This is a genomic window from Affinundibacterium macrobrachii (genome assembly GCF_014652415.1).
Classification (GTDB): domain Bacteria; phylum Pseudomonadota; class Gammaproteobacteria; order Burkholderiales; family Burkholderiaceae_D; genus Undibacterium; species Undibacterium macrobrachii.
Genome location: NZ_BMYT01000002.1, coordinates 112,586 through 138,073, shown reverse-complemented (window position 1 = coordinate 138,073; position 25,488 = coordinate 112,586). Strand labels below are relative to the sequence as shown.

The following is a 25,488-nucleotide window of genomic DNA, read 5'->3' as shown; positions in this document are numbered from 1 at the left end:
GTCCTCATTTCATCTTGGGATGAAACCACAAGGATGGGTTATGAAGTGGCGTTGCTTTTGGTAGTAAGTAGTTTTGTATTTCAATAATACGGCGATTTTTAAAATTCACCGCTTCAATCGCCTTGCCATTGTATTTCCAGAAAATCGCATCAAACGACCCGTCTTTCAGCATTTTTTTGAGACCAGTCTCAAGACGCCTATGCAAAATTTGGTTATTTTGGGATACAAAAAAATAATACGGCCATGGGTAGTGAATCAAGATATTTTCATCAATTACTAACTCAGGATTTTGTGCCGATTCTTTTTCAAACTCGCTAAAAATTTCATTGATACCGCGTGGGAATAAATCGAAGCGTTGATAGCTGAGCATACGGAAAAGATTGCTGTATTTTGCCTCGACAACGGCAATGCCATTGGTTTCATATAATTTAACGTCGTCCCAACCTACGCCTTGTCCTATCGAGAATTTTTTTAAATCTGCTAAGGTACGAACGTTTTTGAGTAAGTCTTGCTTGTCTTTGTGTACTAATAAAATCCGATAGCCAAGTAACCCTTTGCGTAAAGGAATGCGGATCGGTAGATAGTTGCGTTCTTTATCTTCTGTGGTGGAACTCCAAACGACATTCAAATCATAGCCATTGGCGAGATTATTTAAATAGCGCAAGCCATTGGTGTGTTGCCTGGATGCGCGTAATTCGTAAGGACCAAATTCGGTAACTGTCTTTTCTAGGGCCGTCTTTAAGATTTCTTTAACATCGTTAAATCGTGGGTCGCCTTTTTCTTCATCGGCAGGATGGATGACTACAGTGACACCTTTCGCTTCAACGCAAGGGGACACACTACAAGCAAGAGTAAGCAGTGTAAAAACAGCGACAAGCTGTTGTTTGAATATTTGTCGAAAATGAGTCGTCTGCATTGAACTAACCGAAGAACTGCAATTATTATTATCAAGCCTGCTATCGAATCGCTGTTCCTACAAGGCAAAATCAAATGTAGCACACCTATCCTGAAGATTTGATGACAATCATGCTTGGTGAAGAAAAACAACCACTGTCAGAAAGTGCGAACAAGCGATATTTTTTTACTACCAATGCTATTAATTCATCCGAAACTTCTGTCTATCTCTCTTAAAGTCGTTAAACGCATATCTCGTTTAAAAGTGGTGACCCTAAGACGGTGACCTGAAATACTGCACAGTGTTGTTGCGATGATCTGTGTATCGAAATACAAGCGTTAGCATTATCTTATGTTGTCTGCTAGATCGGCGGTATGAAGCAAATCAAATCTATTGCAGATGGTTTGGTTTGATCTTTGAACAGCGATATACTCCCGCACTTAGCTTAATGAAGGAGATCAAATTGTTCAAAAGACTCGTGATACCAGCGGCGATACTCGCCATCAGCCAATACGCGTTTGCCGATGAAGGCCAGTGGCAGCCGTACCAATTGACGCAGCTAAAAGCAGAACTCAAAAAAGTTGGCATAACTATCCCTGCTGAAAAATTAGCAGATTTATCTAAGCATCCGATGAGTGCGATCGTTTCTACAGGAGGATGTTCGGCTTCTTTCGTTTCGCCTGAAGGTTTGATCGTGACTAATCATCACTGCGCTTATGATGCGATTCAGCGTAATTCCAGTGCGAAGAAAAATTATATTGCCGATGGCTTCCTTGCCAAGACGCGCGCTGAAGAATTAGCCGCGGGTCCAAGTGCGCGCGTCTACATCACCGATAAAGTAGAAAATGTCACGAAAGAAGTGACTGCTGGCTTAAGCGATAAAATGTCTGGCCGTGAGCGTCGTGAAATGATCCAAAGCAAGATCAAAAAGATCGTTGCGGATTGCGAACAAGATAAAGCCTACCGCTGTTCGGTGCCAAGTTTTCATCGTGGCCTAGAATACTATCGTATTCGTCAAATGATGATTCGTGATGTGCGTTTGGTATATGCACCAGCAGATATGATCGGTAACTATGGTGGCGATATCGATAATTTCGAATGGCCACGCCACACCGGTGATTTCGCTTTCTTACGTGCTTACGTTGGTAAAGATGGTCGTCCAGCAGACCCTTCTCCTGAAAACGTCCCATATAAATCAAAAGACTTTTTGGTGGTATCTGCCGAAGGTTTGAAGAATGGCGATCCAATTTTGTTAGCTGGCTATCCAGGTCGTACTAGCCGTTATAAATTGCCTTCTGAAATCCGATTCGCACGTGATACTGATTATCCTTTACGTGCTGCCGAAATGTTAGCTGACATCGCTACCATCGAAGCGGCAACCAAAGGCAATGCTGATGATGAAGTGCGCTACGCCAGTGTCGTCAAAGGCATCAATAATCGTCTTAAAAAGACCCAAGGTTTGATTGATGGTTTCGCGCGCAAAGATATTGCTGCGATTAAAGATGCGCAGGATGCGCAATTCCGCACTTGGTTGATCGGATCAAGTAAAAATCCAACAGAAGCCAAAGCTTTATTGGCAAAACTCGATGCGGTGATTGCTGAAGACATGGCGCTGTCGCAAGAAGAGCTGGCCTATGCTGTGGCGACCAACAGTGATTTGTTGTCGAGCGCACGTAGTTTGTACCGTTTGGCGATTGAAAAAGAGAAGCCAAATGCGCAGCGTGAAGGCGGTTATCAAGAGCGTGATCTTGCATTTATCAAAGGCCGTCTCACTCGTTTGGAACAATCTTTCCTTGCCAAAGTAGATCGCGCCCGTTTAACAGCAGGATTAGCACGTTATGCAAAGTTAGCAGTCCATCCTGCAGGTTTGGACGCCTTGTTACCTTCGGTAGAAGCCGCAGCAGGTTTGTATGAGAAAACCCAATTGACCGATACCGCAAAGCGCTTAGCGTGGATGGATAAAGATCGCGCAGCGTTTACGCAATCGGATGATGCGTTTATCCAGTTAGCCGTGAAGTTGCATGATATTGGCATGTCTTTGGAAAATCGTCGTAAAGAAGTCGATGGCAATTTGGATTTCATCATTCCTCAATACATGCAAGCAGTGATTGATTGGAAGAAGTCTCAAGGTAAGCCTGTCTATCCAGATGCGAATTCAACACTGCGTGTAACTTTTGGTAATGTCGGTGCTTACTCGCCACGCGATGGCATCACCAAAGGGCCATTTACAACGGTTGAAGGCATTGTTGAAAAACACACAGGCAAAGATCCTTTTATCGCCCCAGCGCCATTGCTACAAGCGATTAAGGAAAAACGCTATGGTGTGTTCAAAGACAAAGTTTTGGGTACGGTTCCTGTCGATTTCTTATCTAGCGCAGACACCACAGGCGGTAATTCTGGTTCAGCGGTGATGAATAAGCGTGGCGAATTGATTGGTTTGAATTTTGATTCAACCTATGAATCGATTACCAAAGACTGGTATTTTGACCCAGCGATCACGAAAGCAATTCACGTCGATATTCGCTACATGCTGTGGATCATGATAGAAGTTGATCGTGCGGATAATGTATTGAAAGAGATGACGATTAAATATCCTAAGTAATGTAGTCCAAGCTGTATAGCGTCGAGCCAACTTGGCGCTATACGGTTGTCGCTTGCATCACATCCTGCACAATCGCTCCCTGCTGTAACACTACAACCCGCTCCGCCATGGCAATCGTTTCCGGTCGATGAGCGACAATGACGCGAGTGAGCGGGATTTGTTTGATCGCTGCATTGACAGCTTGCTCATTCCATACATCGAGATGACTAGTCGCTTCGTCCAGTACCAACAACTTAGGATTTTTATACAGGGCGCGTGCCAATAATATCCTTTGTTTTTGTCCACCTGATAAGCCAGTACCAATATCGCCAACCAAAGTGTTATACGCCATCGGCATCGCCATGATTTCTGGATGAATAGAGGCTAATTGCGCGCAAGCGGCGATTTGCTCTTGATTGGGTGTCGGATCAAAAAAGCAAATATTGTCAGAAATGGAGCCAGCAAATAAACTATCGTCTTGCATCACTGTTCCCAATAGCTGGCGATAATTCGTCATCCCGATTTGCTTGAGTGGCAAGGCCGTTTTATCTTCGCCGATCAGTATTTCACCTTCAGTCGGTTCAAGTAATCCCAATAGCAGTTTCATTAAGGTCGTTTTACCGCAACCTGATGGTCCAGTGACCGCGATACATTGACCTGCGGTGATCGTCAGATTTAAGTCTTTCAACACATACGGTTCGCTATCTGCATAGCGAAAAGAAAGATTGCGAAACTCTATTCTCGGCGCAATATGTTCGGCATCGATCTCAACATCTTGTGTTTCTGCCTCGGGCGCTGTCATGACGATATCGGCCACGCGCTCACCGTGTAATTTCATCATGCGCAGTTCAAATAATTTATCCACCAAGCTCGCCATGCGTTGGCTAAATTGGTCTTTATAACTGATAAAGGCAAACAGCATACCGACCGAGAACTGGTTATCTAACACCGCCAAGGCCGCCATCCAAATGATGATGACGCGCTCCGCGCCAAATAGAAATTGATTCGCGGTTTGATACGATACCGATAATTTGGCGATGCGTAACTCGGCATTAAATTGATCGACCAAGGCATTCATCCAACCGCTTTTACGCTCTTCGGCACGCGAGAACAAACGTACGCTTTGCACGCCACGTACCGATTCCATAAAATGCGTTTGCTGTTTCGCCGCATGAATGATTTGCTCCGCAGTCGCCTCGCGTATCGCTTTAAAGATCGTCCAGCGTAAAACGATATACAGCAATACCGCAACGCAAGCAACGAAGGCGAGTTTAGTGCTATACAACAGCATCATGATGAAGGTGCCTATCACCAAAACACCATCAATCACCCCCTCCACAAACTGCGTAGTCAGACTACGCTGTATGGTTTGGATAGAACCAAAACGCGACACAATATCGCCAGTATGACGCTTCTCAAAATACGGCAAAGGCAATTTCATTAAATGTGCAAAGGCATTCCCCAGCCACTGAAAATTAAGATTCGTCGCCAGCACCGTCGTCACCCAAGAACGTACCGCACCGATACTGGTTTGCACCAACACCAACAACAGAAAACCGCATCCCAATACGGTAATCAAATCACGATCCGCTGCCAACAAAGCCTCATCCACTAACCACTGCATATAAAACGGCGCGACCAAGGCGCACACTTGCAAAGCAAGGCCTAACAGCAATAGCTGAATCAAACCACGCTTCAACCCAATCACCCGACCCATCAGTGAGAGTAGCGAATAATCTTGCACTTCGACTTTTTGCTTAAACTCGGAAGTCGGCGTTAACTCCAAGGCCACACCAGTAAAATGTTTCGCCAGCTCCGCCAAAGCCAAACGCCGCTCACCAACCGCTGGATCATGGATCACCGCATGCGTAGATGAAACGGATTTGAGCACGACAAAGTGATTCATATCCCAATGCAATACACAAGGCAATTTGAGTTCAGGCAAATGCTCCATATCTAGCTTTAAAGGACGCGTCTGCAAAGCCAAGCCCTGCGCCATCGCCATCAAACCCTTGAGCGTGACTCCTTTCAATGACACCGAGAAACGCCGTCGCATACTAGCGATATCGGTTTTGTGTCCCCAGTAACTTGCCACCATCGACAAACAAGCCAAACCACACTCAGCCGCCTCGGTTTGTAATAAGACCGGCAAGCGCTGATTACGCCAGAAAGAAAAAGAAAGTTGAGTCATGAACTTACATCAAAGAAAAAAGAACAAAGTAAGGCGCAATGCATTACGCCCAAGGATAAGAGCCTCAGTCAAAAAAATAGGCGGAGTGAATTAGCAGGCATAGGCAACGATTAGCATCAATTAACTGTCGTTCCCGCGTGCTCTTAGCGGGAATCCAGAGTCTTTCATTGAGCTTCACAGCACGGCACAAGAACACCGCAAAAACAAACTACATCCGCCCAGAAATAGAAAACAAAGGCTCTAACACCCACTCATATAAACGCCGTTGTTCTAGCAAAATACTGGCATCGACCAACATGCCCGATTTCAAAGGCAAAGCCTTGCCATACGCCAGCACATCTTGTTTCGCCAAGGTCAAACGTATGCGATACACCGGTTCGCCATTGCCCCCATTTGCAGCACCGGGCAAGGCCAACTCCTCAGGGCGCAAAGATGTACTCGCCACCTCGCGCACGGTCGCTGCATATTGACCAAATTTTTGATATGGATAAGCCTGATAACGTAACAGCACTTGCATACCTGGTTTCACAAAACCTATCGCACGCGAGGGTGCATAAATCTCCGCTTCTAAAACACTGCCCTCAGGCAAAATTGACGCCAAAGCTTGGTTCGCCACCACCGTTTGCCCTAACTCCGCCGTCATCGCCGTTACGATCCCCTCTTGCGCCGCCGTCACCACAAATTCGCGTCGGGTTTCATTCTCGAGCAAATCTTGCTCAACTCCCGCTGCACTGCGTTGCAAAGCAACTTGTTCACGCGTCGTCACTATCTTTACATCATTAAATTCGGCTTCGGTGCTATTCAATTCTCTTTGGTTGCTTGCTTTGACTCTTTGCAAATCCGCTAAACGCTGCTGCTGATCAATCAACTCCGCCTGTCGATCTTGCAATTGCGCGGCAGAGATAAAATTGGTCGCTTGTAAATCTTTAAAGCGTTTCAAATTTTGTTCAGATAAAGTCACACGCTGTTGTTGCAAAACGATCTGCGCCTCGGCTCGCTGAACTTCTGAGCGAATGTCGGCAAGACGTTGCTGCAAAGCCGCCAGCTTCTGCTGCCCCTGTGCGCTGGATTGTTTGAGTTCAGCGCCGAAGCTATCACGACGCTTTTGTAAAATTGCAGAGATAGTTTTTTGTGCATCGACGGTTGCAACATTGAGCGCTTGATTCGCAATCACCGCACCGCCACCTTGACTTTGGCGCTCGCTGCGCAACACATACAACACCTCCCCCGCCTTCACCTGTTGGCCTTCTTTAACCCGCTTGTCGATGACTACGCCATTTTGAATAGCCACCACCTTAATCACCCCACTATTGGGCAACAGCACCCCAGAAGTTTGCGCCTTGCGTGTGGTAGAAAAAAAGGCAAAAAAGCTAATGATAGCGATGCCGATGGCGACAAAGAGGACGGTAAAAAACTGATGACTAAATGATTTAGCGAGGATGACCGTGCCGTACTGCTTGGTGCTGAGATGGGCGATCGCTTGCTGGCGGAATAAGGGGCGGACTGCGTCAGAAGGAGGGGCTTGGTTAATTTTATTGCTCATTAGAAATGAAAAAATAAATTGTCAAAAAATGTAGAAATAGCTTGACACAGTATTTTTTTTTTAGCAATACTGTTGTTGTCGGGATAATTCTATTTCGATATTTTTTGTTTTTTTAATTTACATTTTTGAGGTTTATTATGCAAGAATTGAATATGGTTGAGGTTGATGAGGTTGGTGCTGGTGTCAGCGCCAAAGCTCTAGCTGTTGGATTTGGTTGCATTGTAATTGGTGCATTTGCAGTTGCAGCTGCACCAGCCATTTGTGCTGGTTTGATTGTGGCGGAAGTTGGTATAACGGCAAGTGGCCTTACATTAATGGGTACTGGTGGCGCGATAGCATTTGCATCATAGTATTTAGGTTGCACAGGGTATTTCCTATTCCCTGTGCTTTTTTTGAAAGCTTAAAAATGGCATTTTTTAAAAGCAACCAAAAAGAATTTTTTTCGCTTGACTTCTCCGTGCAGCAACAGGTCACCGCCCAAAAAAAATTACACTGTCTTAGGCCTACAATTACATATATAACAAATGGAGTATACATATTTTTAATTATTGAATTTTTAATATTTATTATTCAATCAACATTTTTTCCATTCGGAACTTTATCCTATGAGAAAGCAGTGGAACTTTCTGAATCCTATCTGATTTTACTAGGCTTTAATTGCGGACTTGCAATAATTGCATCCACAATAGTATTTACTATTCAGTCCTCTAGCATTTTTAGCGAAACTGATTTGGTTAATATTATTACACTTAAAATCAATTATAAAAAATCTTTGAGCTTTTACGGGTTTGTTCTCCTCTCATTATTCAATGTCCTTATAGGGTTAGTTTGGTTCGATTCATATGCTAAGTTCGAAAAAGAGTTTGGGGAGATTCCCAATTTAATATTTGTTATTTTATGTATTTTTATCTGTGTGACTATTCAACGAATGTACGTTTTGTTCAAGACTTTTGCAAAACACGAAGAGGAATCTCGGTAATTACCCAAAAATGGGGTCCCCATTAACCCCCGGTAGTCAAGTAGTCAAGCCAAATACTCGCAAATTACCGCGATAAAAATTTTCCTATACCACTACCACACGTTCGTTTCAAAATGCCATCGTGCCTTTTGCTTCACTGTGTGGTTGCATGAATCGCACCTTCACCCATGTGGTTCTAGCAAAAATGTTTTGCTGTTTTCGCCCAAGTAGCGCTGCTACTCCTGAAGCATCTCTGTACCGCTTTGCGTCCATGTGATGGGCAGATTTGTGGCGACCTTTCGGTTCCAAACCTTAAGTGAGGCGCCGTTTCACCGAAAACACCTCACTATCGAATTCTTATCTAGCGCAGATACTACTGGCGGTAATTCAGGTTCAGCGGTGATGAATAAGCGCGGTGAATTGATTGGTTTGAATTTCGATTCAACCTATGAATCGATTACCAAAGACTGGTATTTTGACCCAGCGATCACGAAAGCAATTCACGTCGATATTCGCTACATGCTGTGGATCATGATAGAAGTTGATCGTGCGGATAACGTCTTGAAAGAGATGACAATTAAGTATCCGAAATAATTCTTTAATCGTTTTATATTCGCTTCATTTTCATCTTAGAATAGCGGTCAGTCACAAACTGGTCGCTATTTTTTTATGCTCTTTTTGCCGCTTAAAGATTTGTTTGCTGACGAAGTTGCGTGACTAGTATCTGATCCAAACGTGGTTAAAGGTTTAGCCTGACTAATTGCCAATACCGCAGGATGGGTGATCTTGCGCTGTACTGAGATCGCATAAAACTGTTCGGTGATGTCCTCAGTAGTGCCAACCAATTCCAAATCATATTGACGCATGACCATATCAGCGATGGCGCTGGGTTTGGCAAAAAAGCCGACGCCTGCTTCGCCAAACGCACTCATCAAAGCACTGTCGTCAAATTCACCTGCAATGCGTGGGCGTACGCCTTGTGTCTCGAACCAATGCATTAGGCGTGAACGCAAAGCAGAATCTTCACCTGGCAATAAAATCGGTGCGCCGTCTAGACATGCTGGAAATTGCTGTGGGTATTGTTCACGTAATCCACGCGTGGCAAAGAAACTTAGACCGCATTCGCCTAGCGGATGATTAAATCCACGCACATTCGCGCTCGGTGGCATCGGTGTATCGGTGATCACAATATCGAGTTTATGACGTGCAAGTTCTGCCAATAAGTCGTCGAGTTTGCCTTCTCGACAATTAATCCTTAGGGTTTGCGGCAAGCTGAGGGCGGGCGCGAGTAACTTATACGCGACGGCTTTTGCCACCGCATCAGATACACCAACCCGTAATTGAACCGTGCGCTCAGTGGGATGATGTCTGAGCACTTGTTCCAATTCTTGTCCTAGTAAGAAGATTTCTTCGGCATAAGCTAAAACTAAGCGACCCGCTTCGGTTAGTTCCAAATTGCGCCCAGCTTTTTCAAATAAAGCTTCGCCCTGTAAATCTTCAAACAAACTGAGTTGACCGCTAATCGTTTGCGGCGTTACGTGCAGTTGCTCACTTGCACGCGCAATACTGCCAGTTTTGGCGACCATCCAAAAATAATACAAATGCTTGTAATTTAAATGTGCCATGCCTCAGTCCTTGAAGGATTTTCTAGATACATCGGTTTTTTCGATTTATATGGAAATTATATTCGACTTTTCTTTATAAATGCACTGGCCTACACTTGCGTCACCCAAATAGGGATAAAAGTTAAAACAGATTTTAGGAGAGAACCATGAGTATCTTAGACCGTAGCACGATGCGCGATGCGCAAACAGTCGATTATGTAGATAGTAGCGCGATCAGCGGACATAAAGTACTGCGCAACACTTATATGTTGCTGTCTATGACTTTATTGTTTTCCGCGATTACTGCTGGCGTTAGCATCGCTTTCGCTTTGCCAAGTATGGGCATTATCGTCACTTTGCTTGGCTATTTTGGCTTGTTATTTTTGACCACTAAGTTACGTAACAGTGCTTGGGGTATTGCATCTGTGTTTGCTTTGACTGGCTTTATGGGTTTGACTTTAGGTCCAATCATTACCCGTTACTTAGGTATGCCAGGTGGTAGTGGCATCGTGATGAGCGCGATGGGTTTGACTGCTGTGATCTTCATGGGCTTGTCGGCTTATGTGTTAATTAGCAAGCGTGATTTCAGTTTTATGGGTGGCTTCTTAGCGGTTGGTGTGTTGGTTGCATTCGTGGCCGGCTTAGGTGCGATCTTCTTTGAAGTTCCTGCCTTATCGATCGCAGTCTCTGCCGCATTTGTTTTGTTGATGTCCGGTATGATCTTGTTTGAAACAAGCAATATTGTGCGTGGCGGTGAGACGAACTACATCATGGCAACAGTCAGCTTGTACATCACGATTTTCAACTTGTTCACTAGCTTGTTGCAAATCTTAGGATTTATGGAAAAAGAATAATTCGTCAAACACGAATCTTATTTTCCTAATCAAGTAAACCGGTGGGATAGGCTTTATCCCACCACTCTCTGATCGAAAGAATTTTATGTTAGAAACAGTTGCTCAGCCCTGGATGTGGGTGGCATTTATTGTCTTCGTACTCAGCATGCTGGCTTTGGATATTTTTGCACTTGGTGGTTCCAAGTCGCACAAAGTTAGCGTGAAAGAGGCGGCATCTTGGTCCATCGTATGGGTTGCCTTAGCCTTACTGTTTAATGTTGGGATGTATTTTTATCTCAAAGATATCGTCGGTGAGACGATTGCGATGACCAAGTCGATGGAGTTCTTGACTGGTTATGTGATTGAGAAATCCCTGTCAGTCGATAACGTATTCGTGTTCTTAATGATTTTCGGTCACTTCGCTGTGCCCGAACAATATCAACGCAAAGTCTTGTTATACGGTGTGTTGGGTGCGATTGTGATGCGTGTCATCATGATTTTGGCAGGTAGCTGGGTAGTCTCGCAATTTGCTTGGGTTCTATACATCTTCGGTATTTTCTTGGTGATTACAGGCTTGCGCATGATGGTTGCGTCGGAAAAAGAACCTGATTTGGAAGCGAATCCGGTACTCAAATTCGCGAAGAAGATGTTGCCGTTCACGAAAGAGTATCACGGAGAAAATTTCAGCATCATTCAAAACGGTAAGCGTGTTTTCACACCTTTATTGTTAGTACTGATTCTGATTGAGATCTCTGATGTGGTGTTTGCGGTGGATTCTATCCCTGCGATTTTTGCGGTAACTACCGATCCGTTTATCGTATTCACATCGAATATCTTTGCGATTATGGGTTTGCGTGCTTTGTATTTCTTGCTCGCTGATATGGCAGATCGCTTCCACTTGTTGAAATTCGGTCTTGCTTTAGTGTTGATGTTTGTTGGCGTGAAGATGCTGATCGTGAAATGGATACACGTACCAACAACGATTTCATTAACCGTCATTGGCACGATCTTGATTAGTTCTATGGTCGCAAGTTTGATCGCAACGCGTAAGAAAGCGAATTAATTATTCGAACACTTGGTTAGCCTAATCACTCATTCCCGCGAAAGCGGGAATCGAGTGGTGTAATAGAAAGACAGTATTTTTTAGAACTAGTTAGCTTGATAAACAGAATCGATATCAGCTAGTTCAAACCAGTTCCCTCCTTAAGGCGTATGGCTAATTCAGCATACGCCTATTTTTTTGGGAAAAATCACCACCAAATTCTTATATCTTTTTTCTATTTACTAATAAGAGTGGGTAGCAAAACTTAGCAAATCCAGCTTGCGTTCCTCGTGTTTCCTAGTAGGCAGCATGGGTCAACGTGTTAAACATGCAAATTGAATAATATCGCTTGATTTAGGAAGTTCATTCGAAATCACGTATAATTTCAGCTTGTTTTCCTGCGCCGATTTGAGACTCAGATTGCGGGCGCGTAATAAGTGCAGCTAAAGGTAGTAATCTTTTACCAAATCGCCCACTTTTTACCCGATCCGCTTGTGTCAGCCCGATCGGGTTTTTTGTTTTTAGCGTTCATCATCCACATATTATGTCCACCGTTCTGAAATCTTCCGCCACTGAAGCGCGTTTGCGCGAATTACTCCAGCAACGTATCCTGATTCTTGATGGTGCGATGGGAACGATGATACAGCGCTACAAATTGACCGAGGCCGATTATCGCGGCGAGCGCTTTAAAGACTTTACTGGCCCCGAGGGCATTCGGGAATTATTCGTCAAAGGTAATAACGAACTGCTGTCATTGACGCAACCGCACGTGATTCAAGAAATTCACGAGCAGTATTTGGCAGCCGGTGCGGATTTGATCGAAACCAATACCTTCGGTGCCACCACGGTCGCGCAAGACGATTACCACATGGCACATCTGGCGTATGAGATGAATGTGGCGTCGGCAAAGATAGCGCGCGCAGCTTGCGATAAATATTCGAGTGCGGATAAGCCGCGCTTTGTCGCTGGCGCACTCGGGCCTACGCCAAAAACTGCTTCGATTTCTCCCGATGTGAACGATCCCGCTGCGCGCAATGTGACTTTCGATCAACTGGTCGCAGCTTATTACGAACAAGTTCGCGGTTTGGTCGATGGTGGTGCCGATGTACTGTTGGTTGAAACTATTTTTGATACGCTCAACTGCAAAGCGGCACTGTTCGCGATTGATCAGTATTTTGAAGAAACTGGTAGTACCTTGCCCATCATGATTTCTGGTACGGTGACCGACGCTTCGGGTCGTATTTTGTCTGGCCAAACCGTACCCGCGTTCTGGAATTCAGTGCGTCATGCGAAACCTTTGACCATCGGTCTGAACTGCGCGCTCGGTGCTGCGTTGATGCGTCCGTATGCGGAAGAGTTGTCCAAGATTGCGGATACCTTCGTTTGTATTTATCCGAACGCGGGTTTGCCCAATCCCATGAGCGATACAGGCTTTGATGAATTACCTGCGGACACTTCGGCTTTGTTAAAAGAATTCGCCGAAGCCGGCTTTATCAATATCGCTGGTGGTTGCTGCGGTACGACACCCGCGCACATCAAAGCCATTGCCGATATTCTCGAAACACAAACACCGCGTGCTGTGCCAACGATAGAACCAGCGATGCGCTTGTCTGGCTTAGAGCCGTTCACGATTGACGCGCAATCTTTATTCGTGAACGTCGGTGAGCGCACCAACGTCACTGGCTCTAAAGCGTTTGCGCGTTTAATTTTGAATGAGCAATATGACGAAGCCTTAGCGGTGGCACGTCAACAAGTCGAAAACGGCGCACAAATTATCGACATCAATATGGATGAAGCGATGCTTGATTCGCAAGCAGCGATGACGCGCTTCTTAAATTTGATTGCGTCCGAACCTGATATCGCCCGTGTACCTTTGATGATCGATTCTTCCAAATGGGAAGTGATCGAAGCGGGTTTGAAATGCGTACAAGGCAAAGCCATCGTCAATTCGATTTCGATGAAAGAAGGCGAAGCGCAATTCTTGCATCACGCCAAACTGTGTAAGCGTTATGGCGCAGCGGTGATCGTCATGGCCTTTGATGAAAAAGGCCAGGCGGATACTTATGAACGCAAGATAGAAATCTGCAAACGCGCCTACGATTTGTTAGTGAATGAATGTGCGTTTGATCCTTACGATATTATTTTCGATCCGAATATCTTCGCGGTGGCGACGGGGATTGAAGAACACAATAACTACGCGGTTGATTTCATCGAAGCGACACGTTGGATACATCAAAATCTACCTGGTGCCAAAATCAGTGGCGGTGTGTCGAATGTGAGCTTCTCTTTCCGCGGCAATGACCCTGCGCGCGAAGCCATCCACACCGTATTCTTGTACCACGCGATTCAAGCCGGCATGACCATGGGCATCGTCAATGCCGGCATGATAGGCGTGTATAGCGAACTCAATGCAGAATTGCGCGAACGCGTGGAAGACGTGGTCTTGAACCGTAGAGAAGACGCCACCGAGCGCATGATTGAATTCGCAGCGACCTTAAAAGCAGGTGGCAAAAAAGAAGAAGCCACCTTGGAATGGCGCAATGAATCAGTGGAAAAACGTCTAGCGCATGCGATGGTGCACGGCATCACCAATTGGATCGTCGAAGACACCGAAGAAGCGCGCGTCAATGTGATGAATGCAGGCGGTCGTCCGATTCAAGTGATCGAAGGGCCGTTGATGGCGGGTATGAATATCGTCGGTGATTTGTTCGGTCAAGGCAAAATGTTCTTGCCGCAAGTGGTGAAATCTGCCCGTGTGATGAAACAAGCGGTAGCGCATCTAGTACCTTTTATTGAAGAAGAAAAGAAACGCAGCGGCGATAATAAACCGAAAGGCAAAATCGTCATTGCCACCGTCAAAGGTGACGTGCATGACATCGGCAAGAACATCGTCACGGTGGTCTTGCAATGTAATAATTTTGAAGTCGTCAACATGGGCGTGATGGTGCCTTGCTCCGAAATTTTGGCAAAAGCCAAAGCCGAAAATGCCGACATCATCGGTCTCTCTGGCTTGATCACACCGTCTCTGGAAGAGATGGCTTACGTCGCCAAAGAAATGCAACGTGATCCGCACTTCCGCATGATGAAGATTCCGTTGTTGATCGGTGGTGCAACGACCAGTCGCGCGCATACGGCAGTGAAGATCGCGCCGAATTACGAAGGCCCGGTCGTGTACGTCGCGGATGCTTCACGCTCGGTCTCTGTCGCGCAATCCTTGTTAACCCCAGAAACGCGCGAACAATACATCGCCGAACTCGGCACCGATTACGAACGTGTACGCACTTTGCATGCGAACAAAAAAGCCACGCCTATGGTCAGCTTAGCGCAAGCGCGTGCGAATAAAATGAAGCTAGCTTTCACTGGCGACAAAGCACCAGTACGCCCGAAATTTATTGGCCGTCGCGTATTTAAAAACGTGGACTTAGCGACGATTGCCAATTACATCGATTGGGGACCATTCTTCCAAACTTGGGATTTGGCTGGCCCTTTCCCCGCGATTCTGAAAGACGAAGTGGTCGGTGAAGCGGCGAGTAAGGTGTATGCCGAAGGCCAAGCGATGCTGAAAAAAATCATCGAAGGCCGCTGGCTCACTGCCAACGGTGTGATCTCGTTGTTACCAGCGAATACAGTGAATGATGACGACATCGAAATCTACACCGACGAAACACGTAAAGAAGTCGCTTTCACCTATTACGGCACACGTCAGCAAACTGAAAAAGCGATCATCGACGGTGTCCAACGTCCTAACCAATGCTTGAGTGATTTCATCGCCCCTAAAGACAGCGGCATCGCCGATTACATTGGCATGTTCGCGGTCACCGCAGGTCTAGGCATAGAGAAGTACGAAAAACGCTTCGAAGACGCGCACGATGATTACAGTAGCATCATGCTCAAATCCTTAGCTGATCGTTTGGCAGAAGCTTTCGCCGAGTATCTGCACGAACGTGTGCGTAAAGATTTGTGGGGTTATGCGGCGGATGAAGCTTTGAGTAATGAAGAGCTGATCAAAGAATCGTACTCCGGCATTCGTCCTGCACCTGGTTATCCAGCCTGCCCTGAACATACGGTGAAGACCGCGATGTTTAAGCAGATGCAGTGTGAAGAGATTGAGATGTTCATTACCGAGTCATGGGCGATGATACCGGGTGCTGCGGTGTCGGGCTTCTACTTCGCGCATCCTGAGTCTAAGTATTTTAGTGTTGGGAAGATTGCTGAGGATCAGGTTGAGGATATGGCGGTTCGGCGTGGGGTGGCTAAGGAGGATGTTGAGCGGTGGTTGGCGCCGAATTTGTGAGTAGCAAGAGATTGAACCAGATTAGAATTTGATATCGTTTAAGAGAAAATCAAAAATGAAGTTAATCTCTGTACTACGATTGTTAGCGGTTGCCATTTTTTTTACTCAAACCTCGCTTGCATGCTTGCCTGTAGCTCATGAAAAATTTGAACATACAAGGGAGCGAGTGAAGGAAAAATTTGACTCTGTTGATTCTGTCGAATTGATGACATTACTTGATGAACAGTGGGTTGAGATCCGAATGTATGGCGATGATCAGCCCACCAAGGTCTTACGAGCAACGTTTAGGGTTGATAGAGTATTTAAGGGAAATTCGAAGCCTGGCGATATTGTAATTTTTAACTCGACAAGTATGTGTCTACGAAGTGCGGTAGCGGCTTCTTTTGTTCCTCCTGGTGTCAAGATCAAGCCCCACAAGCCTTCTCGTGAGTGGATAATTTACAGGAAAGCAGCACATCAGACCGCAGATTATGGAAAAATAGAACCGACATTTTGGCCGAATGAGATACAACATTCACCTTTGACTCAACCAGTTAATGAAGCAGAAGCTGAAGTTAAATTACTTGAAGAGCTAGTATCAGAAAGAGTTCAGAAACAAACTCGGTAAGATGTAATCTTTTCCTAGTGTGGGTTAGTGTCAGCGTAACTCACCGCTCACTGCTTAAATCACGTATATCGCTTAATCTACTTTTCGCGAACGAGTCACAGCATATTTACTTCCGTATTGACCTTCACACAAACTCATCGCTAACAGGTCGGGTGTGGCTCGACAGCCACTCACTTTCTTTGCTTCGCCAAAGAAAGTAAGCAAAGAAAGGCGACCACGCTGCCACTGGCCTTCGGCTTCCCAATTGTGCGAGACAAAAATGGGGAGAGTCAGAAACTCGCTACGCTCAAACATCTGACTCTCTTTTTCCCATTTCTGTCCAGCACAATTGGCAGTGTCAGAAGTGGAACGGCGTTAAAATCAAAATCAAAATCAAAGTCAAAAGCAAAGTCAAAAGCAAAGTCAAAAGCAACGGCAACACCAAAACAAGCAGTACCGACGGCATTCAATTTTCTAATAGCAGTTGTCGGTCGTTGTTTTTGAATTTGCTTTTGACCTACCCCCGTTTGAGACGATGTAATTTGTGCTTCACAGAAAATGGATAAGAAAGTGTTGTTGTCTGAGCGTAGCGAGTTTCAACACTTTCCCATTTTTTGTGATGCACAAATTATGCTGAAGCGAAGCGTAAGCACCCCAAAGGGGCGAGTCTACGGTCGCCTTTTTTGGATTACCTTTTTTGGCGAAGCAAAAAAGGTAATTGGCTGTCGGGCCACACCCGACCTGTGAATGTAAAGAATGTACGGTTGTTAATTCAGAGTGTGAATGCAAAAACTCTGAATATGATTGCAAGCTAGTTATTCTCGTAGTAATCCACGCTCCCTCATCCCCAACCCTTCTCCCGCCTGCGGGAGAAGGGAGCTTGTATCGATTGCGTTAAGTGCTTCGCGATTTGATGTGTCGTTTAGTTTAAAAATCCACTGATACTCTCAGCAGATTAACAGCATACCGACACATCAACGAGCTCATCAATTCAAACCATTAAACCAAGTTACTTCGGTGCTTGTGCGCTGCCGAACATGAAGCTGAATCCGGTTGCGGTTTTGCTGTTTTTCTGCGCGGTTGTGGCGAAGGCGTGGCAGCCCATGCAGCTATTGCCTTTGGTTTGCATGAAGGTTTCTAACACGGGATTGATCAGCGTATCTGTACTGATGTCGCCTGGTTTTCCGGCTGAGAGTGGGATAGCTTGTGGTACCGGTGCGCCTAGATTGAGAACTGTCTTCGACCATTGTGTATCAACCATTGCGTAGTATTGCCAAGGCGATTTTGCATAGCCTTGGGTAATCATTTTTTGCGCTTCGATATTGATTTTTGATGCGCTGGCATCGTCCGCAAATACTTGTACTACTTGAGTCGGGTTGGTGCCTTTTGTATTGATGGGTGTTTTGCTATTGGGGTTGTTGAAGCTGTAGGCTTGTTTGCCGGTTGCTCCCATCAAAGGCGCGTTGTCGACTTGGTAGAAAGTTGCCCATAGGCCTGCATTCTCTGTGCCACCGCTGGCGAAAATATGAAAGCCAACTAAACCTATCGTCACCGCTTGGCTTCCTGGTGCGCTAGGGATATAGCCTTTAGCGACATGAAAACGACCAGAGCTAGCTTCTGCTGTGGTTAATACTTTCCATGCGGCCTTCACTTCTATCGAGCCAAAAGGTAAGACGATGTTACTTTTTTTCGCGAAGCTGGCTTGCTTGGTGGCGTTATACAAGCTGTTTTGTGTGATGTAGTCGTATTGGGTTTTGTTCATGGCGACATCGTAGTAGACCGGATTTTTTTGTTGGTCGTACAGAACATTGCCGTCCGCTTGTTTGATCTCGTCTAAGGGAATACTGGTATTCTTTAGTGCTTTCAAGCTGGCTTGAAGTTTGGCGACAGTCGGAGATACCTTAGCTGTGCGTGTGAGTAAGCGCATGCTACCACCTGCTACGTCACTGGCAATTTCTTTGGGTAGACTTGCGTTTAGCGCCAGATTATTCCACGGTTGCGGTTGTGCTCCGTTAGGAAGAAAGACTTGCTCTTCCGTCAGAAAACTTTCCCAAACCGTGGTGCCCGGCGCGCCAAACAAGGCATTGGTATCAGGGATGCCACGTTGCCCTGCTTTCGCTGGCCAATTCAGATAGATAAAGGTTTGCCACATCGCGCAGTCAGCACCTGGGTTGGTGAATTCGCCATTGCTCAGTTTAGGGACAGGTTTTAACTCGACACCAATCGGATTGATGCCGCCACATCGAAAACTGGGCGTCGCCTTTGGTGTCACGGGTGTTGGGGTTTGTGCGTAGGCTAGGTGGCTAAATCCTAGACCAAGGCTGAGACTGATAAGGACGGTGGATAGCGTATTGTGCTTAGTGCTCGTATTGTTCGTGCTGGTGTTGTGCGTACTCGTGTTGTTGGTGCGAACTTGCATGGTAGGTTTCCTCCAGATCTGGCAGCGAATCGATCGAATGGTGTAACGCGCAGAGTGATGGAATACAAACATGCTAATTGAGCATGCATGACTCGCATCCACAGAATTCGTTTAGCGACGTTACGCATAGAAATAGCCGGTAGTCAGTCTAGGAATTGAAAAAATCCAAAATCTGCGATGCCGGTATTTCAGCTACTCGCAAACATCATGCCAGCATATTTAGCTATTTTTGCTACCAATAAACTAAGCAATCAAGACAAGCTTGACGTGTAGCTGCGCGTTTTATATGTAACGCGTTGTGTGACTCGCTGATTTGCGTATGAATGGCAGGTGTTCAGGCTTCTTGCGTGCTAAGTTTAAATACTTGCGCAGCCTGCCAATGTAGAGGAATCAACTTGCAAAGTTGTGTGCAGGATAGTTAAGCGTATTCATCCAACTGAGTACCCAAGACCGCACTCATCAAACCCCAAGCCCGTTCTAATTCTCTTTGCTGTTGTATTTGCTCTTCGTTTGATAGCGGTGTGGCTTGAGTGTTGAGCTGAGTGTTGATTTGCGCTGGGTTGCTTAGGTTTGTTGGGGCGGTTTCTAGACTAGCATTATTTGATGATAGTCCTTGCTCCACATCGAGTTTGGCCTGTAGCTCTGCTCTGCTGGGCGTAGGTTCGCCGTGTTGTTTGACTTGTTGATAAACCCGCAGCGCTGCGACGCTGGCGGGGTTTGAACCGATGGAGATCGACATCTATGCTCCGCATACACGAAAAACCTTAGCTTAAATGAGTGTGCTTGCGGATGATGCGCAGAATAACAGGGCAAATTGGCTTGAGTTCAGCGCTTGTGTTGGCGACGCGATTTGTGCGATACAAACTATTACTTAGAAGACTAGGCGCAGTTGCAAATCTAGCTTGAACTCGCTGTGCTGGCGTGCTGCAAACTTATAAAGCTTTCTCTAGCTCCTCCATCACGATATCTTTGACTAAACGACACTCTTCTGGAACTTCGGCAGGAAAAGGTACGAGGCGCCCGGTTCTTTGATAACCACGCCGTTCGTAATAGGCGATTAATTCATGACGGCTGGTGATCACCGTCATCCACATTGCGCGCGACTGCCATTCTTGTTTGACTAAGGCTTCGGCTGCTTGCATGAATTGCTTGCCTATGCCCGCGCCTTGCAATAGCGGATTGACTGCAAACATGCCTAGATAAGCCTTGTCCTCGGTTTTTAGTAAATTGACAGAACCGACGATTTCTCCATCACGTAGACATAGCAAAATCATCGAGCCTTCAGTCTCAATGAGTTCTCTGACATCTTCAGCTTGTACTCTGACGCCAGTTAACAAATCGGCTTCGGTCGTCCAACCAGCTCGGCTGCTGTCGCCGCGGTAGGCGCTATTGACGAGCGTCACGATGTCATCAGCATCGGCTTTACGCGCCAAACGAAAATTTAATGGGGATGTGTCGGTAGTCATCTAGAAGGCTCAAATAAAGTACCAGCAAAAAAGCTTATGGCATTGATTGTGAAAGATAGGGGTTGAATGATAGCAGACGTTATCTTATCGACACGCTGCTGGATAAACAATTGGCGCGCCTTAATCAAGGTACTGTCAAGGCCTTGATAAGGCTTAGCTAGCATGTTTGATAATTCAATATAATGCAATCAGGTATGGCCAGCCAACAATTGGATCTAACTTAAAAGACAACTATAAGATCCGTCTCAAGCCTATCTAAAAGCTGGCGCGGTCGTTTGAATCAATTTCATTTCAATCCGATTTTTTTGCGTTTCATCCCCACTTTTTCGCAACTCACAACTTTGCCGCTTGAAACTGACAGGGTGCTCGGCAATACTCAGCATCGCAAATCCTCCAATTACATAAGCAGGTACTCACCATGTTACGTCAAACCATACTCGTTGTTGCGATCACTTCTGCCGTTGGCGTTTTGAGCGCTTGTACTGATGCAGCGTCAGAAACCAAGAATGCTAGCGCCTCAGCTAGTGCTTCCGCTAAGGCCACCGCAAAGAATGAAAATAAAGATGCGCCAGCCAAGTTAATCATTGCGAATGAAGATATTTTAAATATGCAAAGTAATGCCTTGGCATCGGGTCCGGTCGTGACTGGTTCGATTCAGCCTGAGCGTAAGGCAGATTTACGAGCGGAAGTTTCTACCGTGGTATTGCAGGTCTTAAAAGAAAACGGTGAAGCAGTAAAACGTGGCGATGTGATCGTGCGCTTAGATGAGACTTCGATACGGGATAATTTGAATTCGGCTAACGATGCAGCGCGCAATGCGAGTTTGGCATTGGATCAAGCGGAACGCAATTTCCAACGCCTAAAGACTTTACGTGCGTCTGGCATGACTTCGATGCAAGCCTTGGACGACGCCGAAGTGCGTAAAAATGCGGCACAAAGCGAAGTGTCTGCGGCCAAAGCGCGTGCAGCACAAGCGCAACAGCAGTTACAACGCACTGTGGTGCGTGCGCCATTTGATGGTGTCGTCAGTGAGCGTAAGGTTTCTCCTGGCGATACTGCTTTGGCAGGTAAAGAATTGGTCAAAGTGATTGACCCAAATTCCATGCGTTTTGTTGGTCGCGTCTCTGCCGACAAAATTGGTATGGTAAAACCAGGTCAAAACGTGAGCTTCCGTATCAATGGCTATGCTGGTCAAGAATTCCGCGGCAAGGTTACTCGCTTAGACCCAGCAGCGAATGATGTGACGCGCCAAGTCGAGGTATTGGTCGCTTTCTCCGATAGCAAACAACCTCGCGTTTCTGGCTTGTACGCAGAAGGCAATATCGAAGCCGAAAGTGTATCTGCCTTGATGTTGCCAGAAGCCGCGATTGTGCGATCTGGTGATAAGTCGTTTGCTTGGAAAATTCAGGGAAAGACCTTGAGTAAAGTTGAGTTGGCATTGGGTAGCCGAGATGTACGTACTGGCAACTATGAAGTGCGTCGTGGTGTGGTTGCGGGTGATGTCATCATGCGCAATCCAAGTTCGAACTTTAAAGAAGGCCAAGTAGTTGAAATGGCGGCGGCTCCAGCAACTAAAACAGCCATGGCCGCGACTGCCATCGCGATGGGGAACTAATCATGTTCTTATCCGATTTCAGTATTAAACGACCGATCGCGACAATTGTTTTGATTATCGCGATGATGGCGATGGGTTTGCTGGCGATGAGTAAATTGCGCGTCAATCAAAATCCCGATGTCGAGATTCCAGGTTTATTTGTAAATATTCCATATCCGGGTGCGTCTCCCGATACGGTAGAGCGCGAAATTGTGAATCGCCTTGAGAAATCGCTACAAAGCGTGTCGGGCGTGGATGAAGTGTATTCGTATGCGAATGAAGGCAGTGCTGGCTTTGAAATGCGTTTTTCGTTTAAGAAAAACATGATCGAAGCAGCGGAAGAAGTACGCAATGTGATTTCTACCGTGCGCTATAAGTTGCCAACGGAAATGCGTGAACCGATTGTGCAGCGCTTTGATCCATCAACACAGCCTATCGTCAATTTGGCTTTGTCTTCTAGCAGTCAGACCCATGCTGAAATTTCACGTTTAGCAGAAGATACTTTGGCAACGCGTTTGCGCGCTATTCCCGGAGTGGCGACCGTTAATGTTAGTGGTGCGCTACGTCGTGAATTATCGGTATTGTTACGGGCAGAACGCTTACGTGAATTTAATGTGTCGGCCGGTGAAGTGGTCGCCGCTTTGCGTAGCCAGAACACCAATGCGCCAGTTGGTAAAGTTCGCGGTAGTTTGGAAGAAGAAAGTATACGCTTGGTTGGACGTATTGAAAGCCCGTCCGAATTCCAAAACATCGTTGTGAAGCGTCGTGGTGATCAAATCGTTCGTTTGGGGCAAGTAGCAACGATTGAAGATGGATTCGCGGATATCAATAGTTTGAGTATTCGTAGCGGTAAGCCTAATGTCGGTATCCAAGTCACCCGTTCGCGTGAAGCAAGTACGGTGAGCGTTGCCAAAAGTGTCGTGAAAGCGGTTGAAGAAATCAATAAGGATTTAGCGAAAGACAATCCGGACACGAAGTTAGAAGTAACGCGCGATGGCGGTAAAGACGCACAAAGTAGTTTGAATAATGTGATTGAGTCACTGGTGTTCGGTGCGGTGCTGACGATTTTCGTAGTCTATGCGTTCTTGAATTCTTGGCGTTCGACTTTGATTACTGCTTTGAGTTTGCCAACCTCAGTGATCGCTGCGTTTATCGCTGTTTGGCTGTGTGGATTCACGCTCAATTTTATGACTTTGCTCGGCTTGTCGTTGGCGATTGGTGTGCTGATCGACGATGCGATTGTGGTGCGAGAAAACATTGTGCGTCATATGCAAAATGGTTCGGATCGTCGTACCGCTGCATTAGAAGGTACTGCAGAAATTGGTTTGGCAGTTGCCGCAACAACCTTTTCGATTATCGCAGTGTTTATTCCGGTTGCGTTTATGCCAGGGATTTCTGGCGAATGGTTCCGTCCATTTGCTTTGACCGTGACCTGCTCTGTATTGGTCAGCTTGGGTATTTCATTTACGCTCGATCCTATGTTGTCGGCTTATTGGGGTGATCCAGCAGATCATCACACCGCGCCTAAGAAAGGTTTGAGCAAAAAGTTGGCGCAGTTTAATGATTGGTTTGATAGCCAAGCAGATCGTTATGGCAATGTGATTGCATGGGCTTTACATCATCGTCGTTGGATGGGCGCAATTGCCTTGGCAAGTTTTGTTGGTGCCTTGGTATTGCAAGCGCAGTTTGGTGGCACCAGTTTCTTGCCTACCGCTGATTCTGGCAACTTGATGATCGAGGTACGTACACCAGCATCTTCGTCGATTGAGTATTCACGCTTAAAGATGGAAAGAGCGGCCGCATTAGCACGCACGATTCCAGAGGTGAAAGAAACCAATAGCAATATCAATGCGTCTGGTGGTCGTATTTATGTTGATATCGGCAAAAAGAATTCACGTAAGCGCAGTGCGAAGGAAATTGCGGTCGAGTTGCGTGAGAAGGTCAAACAATTAGTTGGTGCTGAATATGTGGTGTTAGATGACTTAAACAATGGCGCCCGCAAACCAATTCAGATTGAATTCACTGGTCCAGATTCACGCAAGTTACTAGAAATTACTAGTGCCTATATGGATGAGTTGCGCAAAGTGCCAGGTGCGGTGGATGTTGGTTTGTCTCAGCAAGATCCGAAGAAAGAGTTAAAGATAGAAATGAACCGTGGCTTAGCAAATTCTATGGGTATTTCTATCAATGATGCAGCACAAGCATTGCGAGTCGCGTTTGCTGGTATTGAGGTCGGTGATTGGGTTGATCCAACTGGCGAAACACGTGATGTGGCGGTGCGTTTGCATCCAGCCGATCGTGTCAGCAAAGAAAATATTGAACGTTTGCCGATTGCAGTTGCAGGTACAAATGAAATGGTACCGCTCGATCAAATTGCTACAGTTAGTATGGGCAAAGGTCCTTCTGCTATCGAGCATAGTAATGGTAAGCGTACGATTACCGTGTCTGCGAATGCGCAAGGTCGTGCTAGTGGTGAAGTGACCAAAGACGCGATGGCATTAGCGAAATCGTTTAATTACCCACCTGGCTATGGCTTGTCGTTGGCAGGTGCTGGTCAGGATCAAGATGAATTGTTTACTGAAATGTTGATCGCATTGATCTCTGGTATCGGCTTGATGTATTTGATCTTGGTGATGCAGTTTAGCTCTTTCACTGCACCTTTAGCGGTGATGTTGTCCTTGCCATTATCCTTGATTGGTGTGGTGATTGCCTTGATGCTGACAGGTAGCACGATTAATTTGATGAGCTTTATCGGCATCATTATGTTGATGGGCTTGGTCGCTAAAAACGCCATTCTTTTGCTTGATGCTGCACGAAAACAAGAGAAAGAAGGCATGAACCGTGAAGATGCCTTGATGCACGCTGGTCGTGTGCGTTTGCGTCCGATTTTGATGACTACCTTCGCGTTGATCGCCGGCATGATCCCGGTCGCATTAGGTTTGGGCGAAGGCGGTGAATTCTATCGTCCATTAGCGATTGCGATTATTGGTGGCACCATTACTTCAACGATCTTGACCTTGTTAGTAGTACCAAGTTTTTACGACAGTATTGAAATTGCACGTGATCGGATGATGGCAAAAATGCGTCGTCGTGCTGATCGCTATCATCAAGCCTTGGCGATCTGTGTCACGATGTTTGAAGCATTGTTGACCTTGACCTTTGTGCGCTTGATCTATCGTTTAGTGATGAAAGCCTTTTATGCCATTAGTGGCAAGAAAGCGAAGGTGGCCGCACTGTAGATACCCTTGTGGTTGGTAAGACTGATTCAAGTTAGCACCACTTTCTTGCGTCAGTCATTGTGAGTAGTACCGGTTTGAGCCTGCGTGGTTTTCCTCGCAGGCTCTTTTTTTATTGATTTACTTCAGTTCGGCTTTGTCATCGGATTGTCATGAAGTCGTCATGCAGTAGTCACACAGACTAACTAAGATGCATCGCTTCTGTACTCCCCCGTTTTAATTTTTACCGAATTAATTCTTACTGAA

At 46.0% G+C, this 25,488-nt stretch carries 16 protein-coding genes and 1 pseudogene; 9 read left to right on the top strand and 8 right to left on the bottom strand.

Going from position 1 to position 25,488, the window contains the following annotated elements; genetic code table 11:
• Positions 1–4 precede the first annotated feature (4 nt).
• Complete coding sequence (locus IE103_RS06420) at positions 5–838, bottom strand: transporter substrate-binding domain-containing protein (protein WP_229827135.1); 834 nt, start codon at positions 836–838, stop codon at positions 5–7.
• A 520-nt stretch (positions 839–1,358) separates the two neighbouring features.
• Between IE103_RS06420 and IE103_RS06415 the strand changes: the two genes are divergently transcribed.
• Positions 1,359–3,497, top strand: a complete 2,139-nt coding sequence (locus tag IE103_RS06415) for a S46 family peptidase (protein WP_373295231.1) — start codon at positions 1,359–1,361, stop codon at positions 3,495–3,497.
• Between the two features lie 37 nt (positions 3,498–3,534).
• Here the strand turns inward: IE103_RS06415 and IE103_RS06410 are convergent, their stop codons facing one another.
• Both IE103_RS06410 and IE103_RS06405 read right to left on the bottom strand, forming a co-directional pair.
• Positions 3,535–5,667 carry a peptidase domain-containing ABC transporter gene (locus IE103_RS06410; RefSeq protein ID WP_189345228.1) on the bottom strand — a complete coding sequence of 711 codons (2,133 nt, stop codon included), beginning with the start codon at positions 5,665–5,667 and terminating at the stop codon, positions 3,535–3,537.
• A gap of 208 nt (positions 5,668–5,875) precedes the next feature.
• Complete coding sequence (locus IE103_RS06405; protein WP_189345227.1) at positions 5,876–7,210, bottom strand: HlyD family secretion protein; 1,335 nt, start codon at positions 7,208–7,210, stop codon at positions 5,876–5,878.
• Positions 7,211–7,347: 137 nt separating this feature from the next.
• Between IE103_RS06405 and IE103_RS06400 the strand changes: the two genes are divergently transcribed.
• Both IE103_RS06400 and IE103_RS06395 read left to right on the top strand, forming a co-directional pair.
• On the top strand, positions 7,348–7,560 hold the full coding sequence (locus IE103_RS06400) for a hypothetical protein (protein ID WP_189345226.1): 213 nt from the start codon (positions 7,348–7,350) through the stop codon (positions 7,558–7,560).
• A gap of 944 nt (positions 7,561–8,504) precedes the next feature.
• A pseudogene (locus IE103_RS06395) lies at positions 8,505–8,762 on the top strand (S46 family peptidase); the annotation flags it as partial.
• 65 nt (positions 8,763–8,827) lie between these two features.
• Here IE103_RS06395 and nhaR read toward each other — a convergent pair.
• Entirely contained in the window at positions 8,828–9,793 is a 966-nt protein-coding gene (gene nhaR / locus IE103_RS06390; protein ID WP_189345225.1) for a transcriptional activator NhaR, read from the bottom strand.
• 146 nt (positions 9,794–9,939) lie between these two features.
• Here nhaR and IE103_RS06385 point away from each other — a divergent pair, with 146 nt between their 5' ends.
• The 4 genes from IE103_RS06385 to IE103_RS06370 all read left to right on the top strand — a co-directional run bounded on the left by IE103_RS06385 (position 9,940) and on the right by IE103_RS06370 (position 16,548).
• A complete protein-coding gene (locus IE103_RS06385) occupies positions 9,940–10,626 on the top strand; it encodes a Bax inhibitor-1/YccA family protein (RefSeq protein ID WP_229827134.1) in 687 nt (228 codons plus the stop codon).
• Positions 10,627–10,711: 85 nt separating this feature from the next.
• Complete coding sequence (locus IE103_RS06380) at positions 10,712–11,668, top strand: TerC family protein (RefSeq protein ID WP_189345224.1); 957 nt, start codon at positions 10,712–10,714, stop codon at positions 11,666–11,668.
• Between the two features lie 523 nt (positions 11,669–12,191).
• The gene (metH, locus tag IE103_RS06375) at positions 12,192–15,941 is read left to right on the top strand and encodes a methionine synthase (protein WP_189345223.1); all 3,750 of its coding nucleotides are present in this window, start codon (positions 12,192–12,194) and stop codon (positions 15,939–15,941) included.
• Positions 15,942–15,996: 55 nt separating this feature from the next.
• Positions 15,997–16,548, top strand: coding sequence for a hypothetical protein (locus IE103_RS06370; protein WP_189345222.1), 552 nt, complete (start codon positions 15,997–15,999; stop codon positions 16,546–16,548).
• Between the two features lie 72 nt (positions 16,549–16,620).
• On the opposite strand, the gene IE103_RS06365 is transcribed toward IE103_RS06370, so the two are convergent.
• The 4 genes from IE103_RS06365 to IE103_RS06350 all read right to left on the bottom strand — a co-directional run bounded on the left by IE103_RS06365 (position 16,621) and on the right by IE103_RS06350 (position 20,412).
• On the bottom strand, positions 16,621–16,842 hold the full coding sequence (locus IE103_RS06365) for a hypothetical protein (protein WP_189345221.1): 222 nt from the start codon (positions 16,840–16,842) through the stop codon (positions 16,621–16,623).
• Between the two features lie 694 nt (positions 16,843–17,536).
• Positions 17,537–18,946 carry a hypothetical protein gene (locus IE103_RS06360; protein ID WP_189345220.1) on the bottom strand — a complete coding sequence of 470 codons (1,410 nt, stop codon included), beginning with the start codon at positions 18,944–18,946 and terminating at the stop codon, positions 17,537–17,539.
• 418 nt (positions 18,947–19,364) lie between these two features.
• Positions 19,365–19,685: a hypothetical protein gene (locus IE103_RS06355; protein ID WP_189345219.1), complete on the bottom strand. Its 321-nt coding sequence runs from the start codon at positions 19,683–19,685 to the stop codon at positions 19,365–19,367.
• Between the two features lie 193 nt (positions 19,686–19,878).
• Positions 19,879–20,412, bottom strand: a complete 534-nt coding sequence (locus IE103_RS06350; protein ID WP_189345218.1) for a GNAT family N-acetyltransferase — start codon at positions 20,410–20,412, stop codon at positions 19,879–19,881.
• Between the two features lie 418 nt (positions 20,413–20,830).
• Here IE103_RS06350 and IE103_RS06345 point away from each other — a divergent pair, with 418 nt between their 5' ends.
• Positions 20,831–22,027, top strand: coding sequence for an efflux RND transporter periplasmic adaptor subunit (locus IE103_RS06345; protein ID WP_189345217.1), 1,197 nt, complete (start codon positions 20,831–20,833; stop codon positions 22,025–22,027).
• 2 nt (positions 22,028–22,029) lie between these two features.
• The gene (locus IE103_RS06340) at positions 22,030–25,245 is read left to right on the top strand and encodes an efflux RND transporter permease subunit (RefSeq protein WP_189345216.1); all 3,216 of its coding nucleotides are present in this window, start codon (positions 22,030–22,032) and stop codon (positions 25,243–25,245) included.
• Positions 25,246–25,488: the final 243 nt, after the last annotated feature.

Coding starts and splice junctions, on each gene's coding strand:
- metH (WP_189345223.1), top strand. CDS start 12,192: ATGTCCACCGTTCTGAAATCTTCCGCCACTGAAGCGCGTTTGCGCGAA.
- IE103_RS06360 (WP_189345220.1), bottom strand. CDS start 18,946: ATGCAAGTTCGCACCAACAACACGAGTACGCACAACACCAGCACGAAC.
- IE103_RS06340 (WP_189345216.1), top strand. CDS start 22,030: ATGTTCTTATCCGATTTCAGTATTAAACGACCGATCGCGACAATTGTT.
- IE103_RS06405 (WP_189345227.1), bottom strand. CDS start 7,210: ATGAGCAATAAAATTAACCAAGCCCCTCCTTCTGACGCAGTCCGCCCC.
- IE103_RS06370 (WP_189345222.1), top strand. CDS start 15,997: ATGAAGTTAATCTCTGTACTACGATTGTTAGCGGTTGCCATTTTTTTT.
- IE103_RS06365 (WP_189345221.1), bottom strand. CDS start 16,842: ATGTTTGAGCGTAGCGAGTTTCTGACTCTCCCCATTTTTGTCTCGCAC.
- IE103_RS06400 (WP_189345226.1), top strand. CDS start 7,348: ATGCAAGAATTGAATATGGTTGAGGTTGATGAGGTTGGTGCTGGTGTC.
- IE103_RS06410 (WP_189345228.1), bottom strand. CDS start 5,667: ATGACTCAACTTTCTTTTTCTTTCTGGCGTAATCAGCGCTTGCCGGTC.
- IE103_RS06380 (WP_189345224.1), top strand. CDS start 10,712: ATGTTAGAAACAGTTGCTCAGCCCTGGATGTGGGTGGCATTTATTGTC.
- nhaR (WP_189345225.1), bottom strand. CDS start 9,793: ATGGCACATTTAAATTACAAGCATTTGTATTATTTTTGGATGGTCGCC.
- IE103_RS06385 (WP_229827134.1), top strand. CDS start 9,940: ATGAGTATCTTAGACCGTAGCACGATGCGCGATGCGCAAACAGTCGAT.
- IE103_RS06350 (WP_189345218.1), bottom strand. CDS start 20,412: ATGACTACCGACACATCCCCATTAAATTTTCGTTTGGCGCGTAAAGCC.
- IE103_RS06355 (WP_189345219.1), bottom strand. CDS start 19,685: ATGTCGATCTCCATCGGTTCAAACCCCGCCAGCGTCGCAGCGCTGCGG.
- IE103_RS06345 (WP_189345217.1), top strand. CDS start 20,831: ATGTTACGTCAAACCATACTCGTTGTTGCGATCACTTCTGCCGTTGGC.